The sequence below is a fragment of the Mycolicibacter arupensis genome, assembly GCF_002086515.1.
GTDB classification, from domain to species: domain Bacteria; phylum Actinomycetota; class Actinomycetes; order Mycobacteriales; family Mycobacteriaceae; genus Mycobacterium; species Mycobacterium arupense.
In genome coordinates, this window is record NZ_MVHH01000003.1 from 77,839 (window position 1) to 93,073 (window position 15,235).

A 15,235-nucleotide genomic window follows, 5' to 3' on the forward strand; every position below is an offset into this window, starting at 1 on the left:
TCAGATCCCGTAATCGGGCAGGTCGATATCGTCGCGAACGGCGCCGGCGAACAGGCTTGTCAATATCCGCAGGTTCATCGCCCGTAGCGCCTGCTTGCGGAACCATAGGCCCAATCGCGTTCGGGTGGCGAAGAATCCGACGAATCGACGCGCGCCGGCCTGCTTGGCTTCGATGAACGGGCGCAGCCGCTCTTCGTAGGCGTGAAAGGCGCGCACGTGGTCGCCTTTGGCGGCATGCAGCTCACCGGCGAGAACGTAGGCCTCGGTGATCGCCAGGCCGGTACCTTCGCCGCCGAGCAAGGAGATACAACCTGCGGCATCCCCAATCAACAACACCCGACCGTGTGACCACCGGTCCATGCGGACTTGACTGACCGCGTCGAAGTACAAGTCGTCGGCCTCGGCCACTCCGGCCTGGTCGGCCAACGCGGCCAACAACTGCGGGCACTCCCAGCCGACATCGGCGAACCGTTCCCGCAGAATGGTTTTCGGGTCGCCATCAGCAGCGGTGTCGTCGCGAAATACGAACAGGGCCAGCGTGCGGTCGTCGCGCAGCGCAACGCGGGACACCTGCCGCCCCGGGGCGGCATGGGTGACGTAGGTTAGGTCGTCGCGGGGCTCATAGCCCGCTACGACGGCCGCAGCCACTTTGCATCCCAGATAGTTCTCGAACTCGGCATCCGGGCCGAAGGCCAATCGTCGCACGTTGGAGTGCAATCCGTCTGCGCCGATCAATAGATCGAAATCGCGTGGTCCGGCGTGGGAGAACGTCAGCCGCACACCGTCGTCATGCTGATCGATAGCGGTGATGCTATCGCCGAAAATCACCTCGACCTTGTCGCTGACCGTGGCGTAGATGGCGGCCGCGAGATCGCCGCGTGGCAGGGTGATGAAGTCATCGCCGATGAGGTGCGTGAAGACACCCGCGTCCAATTCGGCGAGGGCGCGGCCGTCGGCGTCCACAGAGCGCACGGTCTCCATGTGGTATCCCGCTTCGTGGATCTGATCTGCGATGCCCATGCGCCGAGCGACCGTGTAGCCGATGCCCCAGAAGTCGATCATGTAGCCGCCGGCGCGGAAGGCCGGTGCGCGCTCGATCACGGTCGGGGTGTGGCCGGTGCGGTGCAGCCAGTACGCGAGCGCCGTCCCGGCTACTCCGGCACCGCTGATCGCGATCCGCACTGGCTCAGATCATTTCGTTCTCGGTCAGCCACCGCATCACCGGCCAGCCGATGAACACCGGCAGCCAGCAGGTCAACACCCGGTAGAGCAGTACCGAGGGGACTGCCAGCGCGGCGGGTACGCCGAACGCGGCCAGCCCACCGATCAGGGCGGCCTCCACGGCTCCCACGCCGCCCGGTGTCGGTGCGGCAGAGGCCAGCGTGCCGCCGACCATCGTCACTACCGTGACGGTCACAAATGAGGTGTTGCCGCCGAAGGCCTCCACGCTGGCCCACAAGGCCAGCGCCGCGCCGAGGGTGGTGCCGGCGGCGCCCAGCACGATCAACGCCAGGCGGTTGGGCTCCCGGGCGAGCTCCACCAGGTCCCCGGTGACCTCCTTGAGGCGGGGACGCAGCGCCGTGGTCATCCAGCGGCGCAGGTTCGGAACCAGCAGCACGATTCCTGCCAGCCCGAGCGCCACACCGGCGATCAGATAGAGCAGGGTGGCGCCGGGCACGAAGTGCGACAGATCCGTCGAGGCTCCCGCGGCGGTGGTGAAGATGACCAGCAGGATCACGTGCACGATCACCTGCACCGACTGCTGCAACGCGACGGCGGCCGTCGCACGCAGCGTGCTCAGGCCACCCTTCTGCAGGAACCGTGTGCTCAGCGCCAGACCACCGACGCCGGCCGGGGTGGTGGTGGCGGCAAAGGTGTTGGCCACCTGCATGATCGCCAGATCTCGAAACCGGACCAAGCCGTTGGCGCAAGCCCAGAGGGCACCGGCGGCGCCGACATAGGTCAGCGACGAGACGATCAGCCCAACCATCGCCCACCACCAGTTCGCCTGCCGCAGTTGGGAGAAGAACGTGGGCACCTGGCTGATAAACGGGTAGGCGACATAGACCAGGGCAACGAGCAGGACCAGCTGGATCAACTGGCTGCGGGTGAACCGGGTGATGGTCTTGGTCTGGATCTGATCGGTACCGGTCTGGCGCTTGACCTCCTCGCGAGCGGCGGCGATCACTGTGCCGACGTCGGGCACGGCGCTGCGCAGGCGCGCGGGCACCGCCGATTTGGTGAGGCGACGCGAGGCGGCCAGCACCGCGGTGCGGCCGAAGTACTCGATGGCCGCCTCCACTGCAGCGGCCGGTTCGTAGAGCCACGACGTCGTCACCAACAACTGGGCGATATCGGACTGCAGTTGAGTGTCGGTGGCGCCGTACTCGGCGTTGCCGAAACCGCCGAACAGCACGGTGCCGCCGTCGACGGTCATCTCCTTGCTGCGCAGGTCGCCGTGCGAGATCTGTTGATCGTGCAGATGCCGCAGCGACTCCCAGGGTTTGCTCACCGGAGTGGTGGCGGTGCTGTTGGCGAGCGGAGTTCCGCGGGGCGGGGTATGGGCGTAGAGCGTCCAGCCGCGATCCAGTGAAGCCACCGCGACGGTCTTGGTGTTGGCGAACCCGGTATCGCCGATGCAGATCGCCATCAGCCCGCGATGCTCCACCGCACGGTGCAGCGAGGCGTGCAGGGGTGCGGTTTCGGTGGTGCGTAGCCGGAATTTGCGCCAGAGCTGGCGCAGGGCGCCTCCGCTGCGCTGGTTGGGGCCGTACAACTCGATGATCGCCGGGTTTTCGCCGACGGTGGACAGCACCAGCGGGCCGGGGCCGGCGGGTCGGATGACCGCGAGTTCGGTGACGGCGTGACCGCGGCGCGCCAGGGTGCGCACGGCGCCGTCCAGCGGCACCTCCAACGCCGGGGTGCCGACGATCAGGATCACCAGCGCGCCGACGAACCAGCCGACCGCCAGTCCCAGCAGCGAGCGCGCCGGCACGATCGCGCTGACCACCAAGTGGATGGGCACGAAGGCCAGCAGCAGCGCCCACCACCAGCGGCGCCACCGGGCCGGGAGCCACGGCCCGGAGACGGTCAGCATGGCGGCGAGCATGGCGATCCACCGCGGATCGTCGAGGAACTGCGCCAGCGTGGTGGCCAGCCGGTCGGAGAGATCGAAATGCCAGTTGGGTGCCGCCATGCCGGTGCTGCGGATGGACAGTGACACCACCGCCAGCAGCCCGGCCACGGCATAGGCGCCCAGCAGTTTCCACTGTCGGGAGACCACCAGCCCGATCAGGATTGCGAACGGCAACACCAAGATCGCGATGCCGTAGGCCAGGTAGACCAAGTTGGCGTGGACTGGGGAGAGCACCCCGATGATCTGCGATACCGACCGCTCCAGGGCCACCCATTCGTAGCGGGTGACCAGCGAGCTGGTGATGACGGTGGCGAGAAAGAGCGTGGCCAACACCAGACGCAGGATGTCGTTGGTGCGTCGGGTCAGCGGCTGCAGCAGGTTGCCGGTGACGGTGACGTCGCGCCCCTCAACTCGCATGATCTCTTTCGGTCCGTCTCATGCCGCATCGCGTGGCGGCTCGCCACAACTTAACCGGTGAGCTGCGGGATCACGCTGGTTTGTCCGTGAGATACGGCCGCGTCGCCCCGCCGGAGTCCCATCCGTCACAGTTGTCACTGGCTGGTAAGGGTGTCGGGTGTGCCCGCCTCGCAGCGACAACCGCCTCGCCGCTGTCTCAGAGCGGGTAGCTGACCCCGGTCATCTTCTCTGACTCCTCCCAGAGCCGCAGCCACAACTGCCGGTCGTTCGACAGCTTGTTGGAGGGGCAGGGCCCCACCGGGCCACGCGACTGGTTCAGCTTCATGGGTCCCCAATAGATGTCCGGGTCGGCATCGGGGACGGTGGCCGCGAACAGGGTGGACTCGGCGCCCCGCTCCGGCGGCTGGCCCACCAGGTGCAGGCCGTACTTGGCGATCAGACCGACAAGGGTCTTGTCGTTGTCGAACAGCTCGGTGCTCGACACCCCGGGGTGCACGCCGTAGGAGCGCAGTGGAGAACCGGCCGCCACGAGCCTGCGCTGCAGTTCGCGGGCGAACATCAGGTTGGCCAGCTTGGACTGCGCGTAGGCCAGGTTGCGCTGGTAGGGACGGTGCTCGTAGTTGAGGTCGTCGACCCAGAACTTGGGGGTCTGCTTGTGCGCGATGCTCGCCACGGTCACCACCCGGTCGCTGATCCGGTCCAGGAGTAGGCCGGTCAGTGCGAAGTGGCCCAGGTGGTTGACCCCGAACTGCATCTCGAAGCCGTCCACGGTCCGCCGTTTCGGGATGTTCATGATCCCGGCGTTGTTGATCAGCACGTCGAATCCGCCTTGCTGGCCGGCGAACTCGCGCACCGACTCCAGGCTGCCCAGGTCCAGCGCCGCCACCGTCACGTCGCCGTCGATGCCGTCGGCGATCTCCTGGGCCTTGGCGGTGTTACGGCAGGCCATCACCACCGTGGCGCCCTTGGCGGCGAGGGTGCGGGTGATCACCACGCCCAGACCACCGTTGGCGCCGGTCACCACGAAGGTGCGGCCGGACTGATCGGGGGTGTCAGTGATTCGGAAAGACATGCTGGTCACCGTACCTGCCGGTGGTGTTGGTCGGCGTCTACGCCCAGTGCAGGACTTGGGTGACTATCACTGGCGGGAGGACGACGAGGGCGATGGTCAAGGGTGTCGCCAGACAGCCGATGAGGATGCCCAAGCCCACTTGAGCAGTTTTGATGCCACCGGTCTGCCACATGAAGAAGCCGGTGGGTACCAGGATCGCTGTGGCGATGCCGAGCAGGTAGAGCTGCAGGATCCAATAGGGGAATAACGCCCACGTCGCGGCTTCGACGAACGCCATGGTGGCCACTGCGGCGACAAAACCGTACGGGCTGTAGCGATCCTCGGCAGGTGGGGCGCTCATCAGGGTCGCAATACGGTCAGGAAAGCCAGGACGAAGGACAAGCCGACGGCGGCCACAGCCACTGCGGCTCCGCCGAGGGCAAAGCCGAGGCCGTGCCGGCGTGGTGATTCCGCGCACAGCAGTCTTGCGGCCAGCACGAGCGAGGCATCGGTGGTGATGGTGGTGGTGACCACGACCAAGAGGGAAATCCGGGCATCAGTGTTGATCGGAAAGCGGGCCAGTAGCCAGCCGATGCCTAACGCTGCTGCGAACACGCCTTGCACGACGAGCGGTGCCGCCCAGGTGGCGGTGCGCCACACCTCGGGGCTGCTGCCGCGGATGCGGCTCGCAAGTGGGACAAGCATCTACCAGCTCCTCTCGGCGGTCACGCGGGGACACCGCCCGGCCTACCCGAGGCCGACGACACCGACGGCCTGGATGGTCGGCCGCCGGCGGTCCTGCACCGAGTACCCGCCACCCAGCGTGCGCACCGACCGCGCGCGATCCTGACTGTCGGCCACGGTGTCGGTGATCACCCGGTGGATGTCGCAGGTCTTGGCGGTCAGGAACCGCTGGAATTGGCGGGCGCCGGCGGGCGTGTTCAGAGCTGCGCGATGCTGCGCCACCGCTTGGCGGATCTCGGCTTCGATGCTGTCGAGCCGGCGACGCCCCTGCGCAGTGACCTGCGCCGCGTCGCGCAGCGTGGCCAGGAAAGCCCGATCGGTGTGCACGGACCGTTGCAGCCGCTGCGCCAGCGCGGCCTCGCGTGCGCGGGCGGCGTCGGCGTGAGCGCCGAGTTCCTCGGGCATAGCCGGGACGCTAGTTCACCGCCGGCGATCGCGGTATTCACCGTGGAAGCCCAGGGAAGCGTCAGTCCTTGAAATACACCAGTTGATGGGTGCTGGCCAGCAGTCGGCCGGCGCGCGACCACAGGTGGGCGCTCTGATCGAAGTAGCCGCGCGAGAACCGATTGGCGTGTGCGCTGGCCAGCAGGTAATCGCTTCCTGCAGCGTCGATCTCGCTCTGGTCGACGTGGAAATAGGTGGTCAGGGTGATGGTTCCGGCGGGCAGGAAACGCCCGCGACGCAGGAACACGCGCGGAAAGAACACGTCGGACAGGCAGGCCAATGCAGCGAAGTCCAGGGCGCGGCCCTGGGCATCACGCACCCACAAGGTGGTGGTCGACGATTCGCTGGGTTCGACGGCCCGTAGCGGAACCGGGCCGTCGGTGAAACGCATGTCGTAGCGCTTGGCCCAGACGATCGCGTCCACAAACGCACCCGGCTCGACCTCCTCGGGTGCGGGGACGCTCGGCGGGTGGCTTTCGTCGTCGGCCCACGTGTCGCGGTGCAGACCGAACAGAGCGGTTGCGGTGGTCTTGACCTCGTCGCCCTGGCGAAGTTCCAGCACCCAGTGCTGGTTGCTGCGGTTGGTTCGGGCGGCGCGCAGGCAGATGTCGAACTCGCCGTCGGTGATCGGGGCCGCGAAGTTGACGGTCAGTGCCAGCGGATCGCCGATCCGATCGGGATGCGATTCCACGGCGCGCAGCAGGGCGGCGGCGGTGATCCCGCCGAACGGCCCGACCATATTGGCCCAGTCCGGATCGGTGGCGCCGCGAACGGTCCCAGCGTCGACGGTCTCGAGCCGGACGGCGCGGTCGAAGGGGTGCGAGGAGGCGGTCACAGCGGTCACGCTATCGCGCTGACCACCCAGGTGTGGCCCGGGAACTTCACCACCCCGTCGACCCGCAGCCGGCGCAACTCGTCCCGCAATTCGTCGACGGCCGCGGCCCAACCCTCGGCGCCCAGCCGTTCCTCCAGTTCGGCGCGGGCCTGCTGCCCGGTGCGGTTCGCCAGGATCAGCCGGACGCGCTCCTCGACGCCGTCGCTGCCGCCGATGCCGAAGTCACACACCCCGTCGAACGCTTCGAGTGCCACGTGGCTCCAGCCGGCGTCGGTCAGCACGGCCCGTACCCGTTCGGGATCGCCGAAGGCCAGCGGGCCCGGCAGCGTGGGGTCCAGCGCCGGGGGAGGCGATTCCAGCTTTGTCGCCAAGATGTCGATGCCCGTGGTGAACATCGGATTGTCGCCGTCGCGCCAGCACACGAACGCCAGCCGGGCACCCGGTGCGGCCGCCCGGCGGATGTTGGTGAACGCGGCCACCGGGTCGTCGAAGAACATCACCCCGAACCGGGAGATGACGGTGTCGAACGCGGCCCCGCCGGCGGGCGCGCGCAGGTCCATGGTCTGGGCGTCGCCCAGACTGACCGTTGCCGCGGGCACCCGCTGGCGGGCCGCGGTGACCATGGGCGCGGAGATGTCCACGCCGAACGCACGGGCGCCCAGGGCTGCCGAGCGTTGCAGCAACGTACCGGAGCCGCAGCCGATGTCGAGGACCCGCGCACCGGCGCCGATCTCGGCGGCGTTCATCACAGCGTCGGCAAACGGTGCCAGTACCGCCTCGAAGATCGCCGCGTTGTCGACCCAGTCGATGCCCTGGGCCGCCCAGGCGTGCTGCTGTTCCTCGTTCGCCATGCCCCGAGCGTAGGGGCCGCAGGCCGGCGCGCACGTGGCGCAGCCCATGATGGTGACTTACCTCCACACCACGGCGTCAACACCACGGCGAAGGAATGCCCGATGCCCGATGCTCCGCTGCGTGACGATCACCTCGAGCTTCTGCGCCGGCGTGCGCTGACCGAGGACGCGGCCCGACCCGACGCCGTGCAGCGCCGGCACGACGCCGGTGGGCGCACCGCCCGCGAGAACATCGCCGACCTGGTCGATCCGGGCACGTTCGTGGAGTACGGGCGGTTCGCGATCGCGGCCCAACGGGCCCGACGTGACCTGGACGACCTCATCGCCAACACCCCCGGCGACGGCCTGCTGGGCGGTACCGCGACCGTCAACGGCGAACTGTTCGGACGCGAACGCGGCGCCTGCGCGGTGTTGTCCTACGACTACACCGTGCTGGCCGGAACGCAGGGCGCGATCGGTCACTTCAAGAAGGATCGGCTCTTCGAGCTGATCGAGCGGCTGCGTCTGCCGACGGTCTTCTTCGCCGAGGGCGGCGGCGGACGGCCCGGCGACACCGACTACCCGACGGTGTCCTCGCTGGACGTGCCGGCATTCGCCTTGTGGGCGAAGCTGTCCGGTCTGGTGCCGCGCATCGCGGTGGTCAACGGCCGCTGCTTCGCCGGTAACGCCGTGATCGCCGGGGCCTCGGATCTGATCATCGCGACCGCAGGCACCTCGATCGGGATGGCGGGGCCGGCGATGATCGCCGGCGGCGGCCTGGGGCACGTCGCACCCGACGACGTGGGCCCGCTGTCGATGCAGGCCCCCAACGGTGTCGTCGACATTGTGGTGGCCGACGAAGCCGAAGCCGTCACGGTCACCAAACGGGTGCTGGGCTACTTCCAGGGCGACACCGCGCCCGGTCCCGTGCCGGACCAGAACGCGTTGCGCACCATGATCCCCGAGCGCGCCCGGCGCGCCTATCCGCTCAAGCCGATCATCGAAACCCTGGCGGACACCGACTCGGTGACGTTCCTGCGGGAGAAGTTTGCGCCGGAGATGGTCACGGCGCTGGCGCGCATCGAGGGTCGCCCGGTCGGCATCATCGGCAACAACACCATGGTGATGGCGGGCGCCATCACCGCGGCCGCCTCCGACAAGGCCGCGCGGTTCCTGCAGCTGTGCGACGCCTTCGGGTTGCCCATCGTGTCGCTGGTGGACTGTCCGGGATACATGGTGGGCCCCGCGGCCGAGGCCCAAGCGCTGGTGCGGAGGGCATCTCGGCTACTGGTGGCCGGCGCCGCGCTGCGGGTGCCACTGGTGGCGGTCATCCTGCGGCGGGGCTATGGGCTGGGCGCGCAGGCCATGATGGGCGGCAGCCTGCACGAGCCGGTACTGACCGTGGCCTGGCCCGGCGCGCACCTGGGTCCGATGGGACTGGAGGGGGCCGTCCGGTTGGGTCTACGCAAGGAGCTGGAGGCCATCGCCGACGCCGACGAACGTGAGGAACGGGTACGTCAGGCCACCGCGATCGCACAGGAGAACGCCAAAGCGCTCAACGCCGCAACGCTTTTCGAGATCGATGACGTCATCGATCCCGCCGATACCCGGGGATTGATCGCCGCCACCCTGGCGGCGTCCGTCCGGTTCGGGCAGGACGTGCCGCCGCGCCGATTCGTCGACACCTATTAGGGCGCCGGTGTGTGGTGTCCCCGCTCCCGGGACGGCACCCACCCGACATAGGTCAGATACAGCCCGATGAGCGCGAACACGGCGTAGAGCAGGCGGGTCCAGCCGTCGGCCCGCATCGCCATGTTCGCCGCGGACATGCCACTGTCGGGGAAAACGGTCAACGCGAGCCCCTTGAGGACGGTGATCCATCCCGTCACCGAGACGAAGATCGCCGCGGCGCCGCGCCAGTAGGGGTGCAGCGCCACCACGATCAAGCCGACCAGCAAGGTGAATGCCCCAGTGGCCCACAGTGTCAACGGGTCGGTCCCGTAATTCTCGACGTCTTCCCACACCTGCGGTGCGCGAAATATCGCCGCTGCGGTGACGATGAAAAGGAAGGGACCCAGCACCCGGGCAAACATGCGTGTCCTGGCCGGGGCGGTGGTGGTAGGAGCGTGTTCTGAGGTGGCAATCATCGTGCCCTCCTAGGGTTATTCCCCCAGGTTAGGAGCGTTTCCGACGTTTCGCCATCATCCGCGCCGCCGATGTCAGGACGGGTCGTGGCCGGTGGTGGTGTCCAGCGTCAGGTCCCAGGCCGACAGCCACGGGGCGATGGTCTGGGCGATCGAGAACGGATGCGGGTCTTCGCACTTGGGCTCGGAGTAGTTGCCATCGGACACCGCGACATAGATGCCGACCGCCTCGGCGGTGCCGTCCTCATTCAGCCGGTACACCGGTCCGCCGGAGTCGCCGCAGGTACCCCCGGTTTGGAAGCGGACCTTGTTGGTCTCGCTGGCCACCACCGGTCCGCACAGTGCACCGCCGCTGCGGATTCCGTAGTGGCACAGCACATCACCGACAACCACCGATTCGGCCACCCCGGTCACCGGATGGCCGTCGACCATCGACGTCACCGGGATCTTGCCGGGATCATCCAGGGTGATCAGCCCGATGTCGTAGTCGTCCCAGTCGCTCCCGTCGTTGACGGTCTCGGTGAAGGTGCCAATGGTGCGATAGGCGAAGGCGCCGCCGTGGCGGATCTCCACCTGGCCGTGACCGCCGCCCGGATTGCAGTGCCCGGCCACCAGCAACCCCGGCCGGTGGTCGCGGTCGCGCACCAGGAAGCCGGTGGTGCAACTGGCACCGGAGTGGTCGCCGGCGGGCTCGATGTTGATGCCGATACCGGGGCCGATCGCGTGCGCCATCGGAATCGGTGCCTGGGGGTGGATCGGGTGGGCGCGGTTCACCAGGTAGAGGCCGACGAAGATCGCGGTGACCACCACGGCGGTCCCGATCCGCCACGCCGCTGTCCGCACCCTGTCCCCGCGGCTCGGTGTCGTCACCGACGCAACGGTAGCGGCAGCGGCCTTGCGTAGGCTTGGCAGATGGCGTCCCCGACTCTGACCGCCGACTTCGCTCGCCAGTTCCCCGAACTCGCGAAGTCCTGGCAGGCCGCCACAGCACCGGAACCGAGATTGCTGGTCCTCAACGAGGAATTGGCCGGTGAACTGGGGATGGACCCGGGCTGGCTGCGCAGTCCCGAAGGACTGGCACTGTTGACCGGTGCCGCGGTTCCGGCCGGGGCGACCCCGGTGGCACAGGCCTACTCCGGCCACCAGTTCGGCAACTACGTTCCGCTGCTCGGCGACGGCCGCGCGCTGCTGCTCGGTGAACTCGACGGCGCCCGTCAACGCGATGTGCACCTCAAGGGCTCCGGGCCCACGCCATTCGCCCGGGGCGGTGACGGGCTGGCGGTGGTCGGCCCGATGCTGCGCGAATACCTCATCAGTGAAGCCATGCACGCCCTCGGGATTCCCACCACCCGTTCGCTGGCCGTGGTGGCCACCGGAGCGTTGGTGCAACGGGAGACCCCGCAACCCGGGGCGGTGCTGACCCGTATCGCCGCCAGCCACCTACGGGTGGGCAGCTTCCAGCTGGCCGCCCAGCAGGCCCATGCCACCGGTGATCTGGGGCTGTTGCGCCGGCTGGCCGACTATGCGATCGCTCGGCATTACCCCGATGCCGGCCACGCCGAGAACCCTTACCTCGCACTGTTTCAGGCGGTGATCGAAGCACAGGCGGCATTGATCGCGCAGTGGATGCTGGTCGGATTCGTGCACGGGGTGATGAACACCGACAACATGACCATCTCCGGGGAGACCATCGACTACGGCCCGTGTGCCTTCATGGAGGCCTACGATCCGGCGACGGTGTTCAGTTCCATCGATCACGCCGGTCGCTATGCCTACGGCAATCAGCCCCGGGTCGCACAGTGGAACCTGGCCCGGTTCGCCGAGACCGTCCTGCCGCTGTTGGCCGCCACCGAGGAGCTGGCAGTGGCCGTGGCGGTGGAGACCCTCGAAGGATTCATGCCGCGCTATCACGGCCTGTGGTCGGCGGGCATGGTGGCCAAGTTCGGGCTGGCGGCCAGTGTGGAGTCCGCCGCGCTGGTCGATCAGGCGTTGGCGCTGATGACCGAGCACCAGGTGGACTACACCTCGTTCTTCCGCCGACTGGCACGGGCGGGTCGCGGAGACACCGCCGCACTGCCTGCGGTGTTCGGCGACTGGCTGCCGCGCTGGTGGGCCATGGACCCCGACGTCGACGCGATGGACCGCGTCAACCCGGTCTACATTCCGCGTAATCACCTGGTGGAGCAGGCATTGGCGGCAGCGATGCGGGGAGACCTCACGCCGGTGGATCAGTTGCTGGGCGCGATCACCGACCCGTACCGGGAGCGCGACGGCCTGGCGGACTACGCGTCCCCGGCGCCTCCGGAATTCGGGAACTACCGGACCTTCTGCGGAACGTGACGGTTATTCACAGGGCCAGTGGCTGGTGACTACGCGCTTCCTGGCCAGCTGCACCAGACTTGACACGCTGCGCCGGTCTGCGCGGTATCCGCATGCACACACAAGGTGATATCAGGATATGAAAGTAGCTATCATCGAGGGCGTGAAGCAGCTTCTCCTGCGGGTTCCCGAGGAACTGCACCGTCGGCTGATGGCCCGCGCGGCGCGCGAGGGGCGCAGCCTCAATGCGGTGGCCACCGAGATTCTCGACGCGGCGGCTGAAGCGGATTCCGGCGACCGTCGGGCTCGGGTCCGCGCGGCCGCGGCCGCCTCCGGGACTCTGAGACCGATGATCGCCCGCCCGGTGAGCGCAGCTCGCCGACAACGCGCGATCGCGTCGACCCACGGCCTGGGTGCGCAGCTCGACCGGCTGCTCGCCGACGAACGCGAACGGCCGTGATCGCCTACCTGGACTCGTCCGTCCTGGCGCGCGCCTACCTGGCTGACGAGGACGGGCATCAGCAGGCCACCGCGCTGATCGCCGACCCGGAAATTGCCACCGTGACGGGTACCTGGACCCGGATCGAGGTCTCCGGCGCCCTGGTCCGCGCAGCGCGGGCGGGCCGCGCCCTGGAAAAGGGCCTTCTTGCAGCATTGGACGCCGACCTTGCCGGACCGGTCGTCGTGTTGGGCGCTCCGCAGGAGCAGGTGGAGGAAGATGCCCTGGAACTCGTGCGCCGGCATGCACTGCGTGCGATGGACGCCTGGCACTTGGCGGTCGCCGCACTGGTAGTCCCCCCGCTGCTGGAGCCCGGAGAGCAGGGCGGTTTCGCCTCGCGAGATGCAGCGCAGCGCCAGGTCGCCGAGCGCCTGGGTTTCATCGCGATCTGAGGACAGACTGCACCAATGGTTTTCGCTTCCAATGCTGTTCATGCCGCACTGAGTCCGGTGCGGACAGCGCGGCCTACTGCGTGTCCCGGTGAGCCCGGTGGGCACCGTGACCCGCCGGCACCTGGGGGGCCGCCAGTCCCGGCGGTGCCGCATGCCGACCCGTTGGCGCACTGCCGTTCTCGCTGATCTCGAAACGCCGCGCCACCCACGCCAGCGGGCCGGGCGCCCACCAGTTCCATCGGCCCATCAGATGCATGAACGCCGGCACCAGCACCATCCGGATCAGGGTGGCATCCACCAGCACCGCCAGGGTCAGGCCGAGGCCCAGCATGCGCATGAACGACACCTGCGCGGCGATCAGGGCTGCGAACGAGATGGACATGATCAGTGCTGCAGCGGTGATCACCCGGGCGGTATGGGCCAGCCCCAGCGACACACTCTCGTCGTTGTCGGCGCGGGTCTGGCCCGACGCCAGCCAGTACTCGCGGATACGGGAAATCAGGAACACCTCGTAGTCCATCGAGAGTCCGAACGAGATGCAGAACAGCAACACCGGCATGTTGGCGACCAACATCCCGGTGGGCGTCGTGCCCAGCGCCCCCAGATGCCCGTCCTGGAAGATCCAGACCAGGGCGCCGAAGGCGGCCGACAGCGACAGAATGTTGAGAATCAGCGCTTTGATCGGCAACACCACGCTGCCGGTCAGCAGGAACAGCAGTCCGAAGGTGATGGCGGCGATCAGGCCCAGCACGTGGGGTAGCCGATCGGTGATCGCCGCGACGCTGTCACGGTTGATCTGCGCCAGCCCACCCATCTGTACCGGCTGACCGGCTGGTCCCGGCACCTGGTGTAGCCGATCGAGCTGGGCTTCGGAGGCGTCCGAGAACAGCGGGGCGGTGCCGGCGACGGTCAGCAACACCGTGTCGTCTTTGATGCCGGTCGCCGCCGACGGGTCGCCCACGCGGTTGCCTCCGACGAACGTGCCGGTGGGTGCCGACACCGAGGACACCCCAGGCACCCGGGACAAATCGCAGGCATAGCGATCCAGCTCCTCGGGAGCGATGGCGTGCGCGTCGCGCACCACGATCGGCACCGCCCGGTCGGAGTCGTCGGCGAACTGCTCGCGCATCGCGTCACCCACCTGGTGCGCCGACGCCGATCGCGGCAACACCCGGTCATCGGGGTAGCCCCACTTCACCCCGAGAAACGGCAGCCCGACAGCCACCAGCAGCGTGACCACCACCAGGCCTATCGGCACCGCAAACCGGGCGACGAAGGCCGTGGACCGATACCAGAAACCCTGCTCGACCGGTCGCGCGATCGGTTCGGGGCGCCGCAGCAGCCGGCGCAGCCCGCGCCGCAGATCCAGCGCGTCCAGGCGCGGCCCCAACAGGGCGATGGCCGCAGGGGTGACCACGATGGCGGCGATAGCCACGAACGTCACGGTCGCCACGCCGGCGTAGGCGAACGACTTGAGGAAGTACATCGGGAACAGAACCATGGCCGCCATCGACAGTGCGACGGTGATCGCCGAGAACAACACGGTGCGGCCCGCGGTGGTCATGGTCCGGACCAGAGCCTCGTCCGGGGCGGCGCCTTCGGCCAGCTCGTCGCGGTAGCGGCTGATGATCAACAGGGTGTAGTCGATGGCCAGCGCCAACCCCAGTGCGGTGGTCAGGTTCATCGCGAAGATCGACACGTCCGTGCCCAACGCGATCAGCCGCAGCACGGCCATGGAACCCACGATCGCCAGCCCGCCGAGCGCGATCGGCAGTGCCGCCGCCAGCAGGCCGCCGAAAACCCATACCAGCACCGCGAAACTCAACGGGATCGCGATCGATTCCATCAGCAGCAGGTCGTGTTGATTCTGATGGTTGATCTGCGCGTAGATCATGGCGCCGCCACCGGCTCGCACGGTGACTCCGTCGCGGTCCTGGGCCAGCTGGTCGGCCAGCGTGCGGGCGTACTTCTGCGCGTCGTTCTCGCCGCCCTTGAGATTGGCCACGATCAGGCCCGCGGTTCCGTCGGTACTCTTCAGGCGCGCGGCCGCCGACGGCGGATCCGTCCACGGCGAGGCGACGTTGAAGACGTACGGCGACTTGCGCAGTGCCGCAGCGATCTCGGTGCCGACCGCGCTCGCCTTCGCGCTGTCGGCGCCCTCGGGTGTACTCACCAAAAGCAGTAGCTGCTGGTCGCTCTGACCGAACGTGTCGGTCAACAACTGGGTGGTCTGGGCGGACTCGGAATCGGGGTCCTGGAATCCGCCCGCAGACAGACTGTCTGCCACCGGGATTCCGAACACCGCTGCGGCCACCATGACCAGTCCGGCCACAGCAAGGACACGGCGTGGAGCGGACAGGGCCAACACGGCGATCCGGTACAGCACGTAGTGACCTTTCGCCTCACGGGGCAAACGGGGGTGCG

15 protein-coding genes are annotated in these 15,235 nt (G+C 68.2%); 4 read left to right on the forward strand and 11 right to left on the reverse strand.

Features of this window, described 5'->3' with window-relative positions:
• From BST15_RS02780 to BST15_RS02815, 8 genes are all read right to left on the reverse strand, one after another.
• Positions 1-1,182, reverse strand: coding sequence for an FAD-binding domain (locus BST15_RS02780; protein ID WP_046187810.1), 1,182 nt, complete (start codon positions 1,180-1,182; stop codon positions 1-3).
• Positions 1,183-1,186: 4 nt separating this feature from the next.
• Positions 1,187-3,553: a lysylphosphatidylglycerol synthase transmembrane domain-containing protein gene (locus BST15_RS02785; protein WP_046187811.1), complete on the reverse strand. Its 2,367-nt coding sequence runs from the start codon at positions 3,551-3,553 to the stop codon at positions 1,187-1,189.
• Positions 3,554-3,749: 196 nt separating this feature from the next.
• Positions 3,750-4,625: an oxidoreductase gene (locus BST15_RS02790; protein ID WP_046187874.1), complete on the reverse strand. Its 876-nt coding sequence runs from the start codon at positions 4,623-4,625 to the stop codon at positions 3,750-3,752.
• 37 nt (positions 4,626-4,662) lie between these two features.
• Positions 4,663-4,965 (reverse strand): hypothetical protein, encoded by a 303-nt coding sequence (locus BST15_RS02795; protein ID WP_046187812.1) that lies wholly within the window; start codon positions 4,963-4,965, stop codon positions 4,663-4,665.
• On the reverse strand, positions 4,965-5,309 hold the full coding sequence (locus BST15_RS02800; RefSeq protein WP_046187813.1) for a hypothetical protein: 345 nt from the start codon (positions 5,307-5,309) through the stop codon (positions 4,965-4,967). Before BST15_RS02800 ends, BST15_RS02795 begins: the two co-directional genes overlap by 1 nt.
• A gap of 42 nt (positions 5,310-5,351) precedes the next feature.
• Positions 5,352-5,753 (reverse strand): DUF4226 domain-containing protein, encoded by a 402-nt coding sequence (locus BST15_RS02805; protein ID WP_052751341.1) that lies wholly within the window; start codon positions 5,751-5,753, stop codon positions 5,352-5,354.
• A 61-nt stretch (positions 5,754-5,814) separates the two neighbouring features.
• Complete coding sequence (locus BST15_RS02810) at positions 5,815-6,636, reverse strand: acyl-CoA thioesterase (RefSeq protein WP_046187814.1); 822 nt, start codon at positions 6,634-6,636, stop codon at positions 5,815-5,817.
• Positions 6,633-7,478, reverse strand: a complete 846-nt coding sequence (locus tag BST15_RS02815; protein WP_046187815.1) for a class I SAM-dependent methyltransferase — start codon at positions 7,476-7,478, stop codon at positions 6,633-6,635. Before BST15_RS02815 ends, BST15_RS02810 begins: the two co-directional genes overlap by 4 nt.
• A 102-nt stretch (positions 7,479-7,580) precedes the next feature.
• Between BST15_RS02815 and BST15_RS02820 the strand changes: the two genes are divergently transcribed.
• On the forward strand, positions 7,581-9,149 hold the full coding sequence (locus BST15_RS02820; RefSeq protein WP_046187816.1) for an acyl-CoA carboxylase subunit beta: 1,569 nt from the start codon (positions 7,581-7,583) through the stop codon (positions 9,147-9,149).
• Here the strand turns inward: BST15_RS02820 and BST15_RS02825 are convergent.
• Both BST15_RS02825 and BST15_RS02830 read right to left on the reverse strand, forming a co-directional pair.
• Complete coding sequence (locus BST15_RS02825) at positions 9,146-9,604, reverse strand: hypothetical protein (protein ID WP_046187817.1); 459 nt, start codon at positions 9,602-9,604, stop codon at positions 9,146-9,148. The genes BST15_RS02820 and BST15_RS02825 overlap by 4 nt on opposite strands.
• Before the next feature lie 72 nt (positions 9,605-9,676).
• Positions 9,677-10,471: a S1 family peptidase gene (locus tag BST15_RS02830; RefSeq protein WP_234708170.1), complete on the reverse strand. Its 795-nt coding sequence runs from the start codon at positions 10,469-10,471 to the stop codon at positions 9,677-9,679.
• A gap of 42 nt (positions 10,472-10,513) precedes the next feature.
• Here BST15_RS02830 and BST15_RS02835 point away from each other — a divergent pair, with 42 nt between their 5' ends.
• The 3 genes from BST15_RS02835 to BST15_RS02845 all read left to right on the forward strand — a co-directional run bounded on the left by BST15_RS02835 (position 10,514) and on the right by BST15_RS02845 (position 12,811).
• Positions 10,514-11,941, forward strand: a complete 1,428-nt coding sequence (locus BST15_RS02835; RefSeq protein ID WP_046187819.1) for a protein adenylyltransferase SelO — start codon at positions 10,514-10,516, stop codon at positions 11,939-11,941.
• 142 nt (positions 11,942-12,083) lie between these two features.
• A complete protein-coding gene (locus BST15_RS02840) occupies positions 12,084-12,380 on the forward strand; it encodes a FitA-like ribbon-helix-helix domain-containing protein (RefSeq protein ID WP_046187820.1) in 297 nt (98 codons plus the stop codon).
• Positions 12,377-12,811: a type II toxin-antitoxin system VapC family toxin gene (locus tag BST15_RS02845; RefSeq protein WP_046187821.1), complete on the forward strand. Its 435-nt coding sequence runs from the start codon at positions 12,377-12,379 to the stop codon at positions 12,809-12,811. Before BST15_RS02840 ends, BST15_RS02845 begins: the two co-directional genes overlap by 4 nt.
• 73 nt (positions 12,812-12,884) lie before the next feature.
• On the opposite strand, the gene BST15_RS02850 is transcribed toward BST15_RS02845, so the two are convergent.
• Complete coding sequence (locus tag BST15_RS02850) at positions 12,885-15,197, reverse strand: MMPL family transporter (RefSeq protein ID WP_083070794.1); 2,313 nt, start codon at positions 15,195-15,197, stop codon at positions 12,885-12,887.
• Positions 15,198-15,235: the final 38 nt, after the last annotated feature.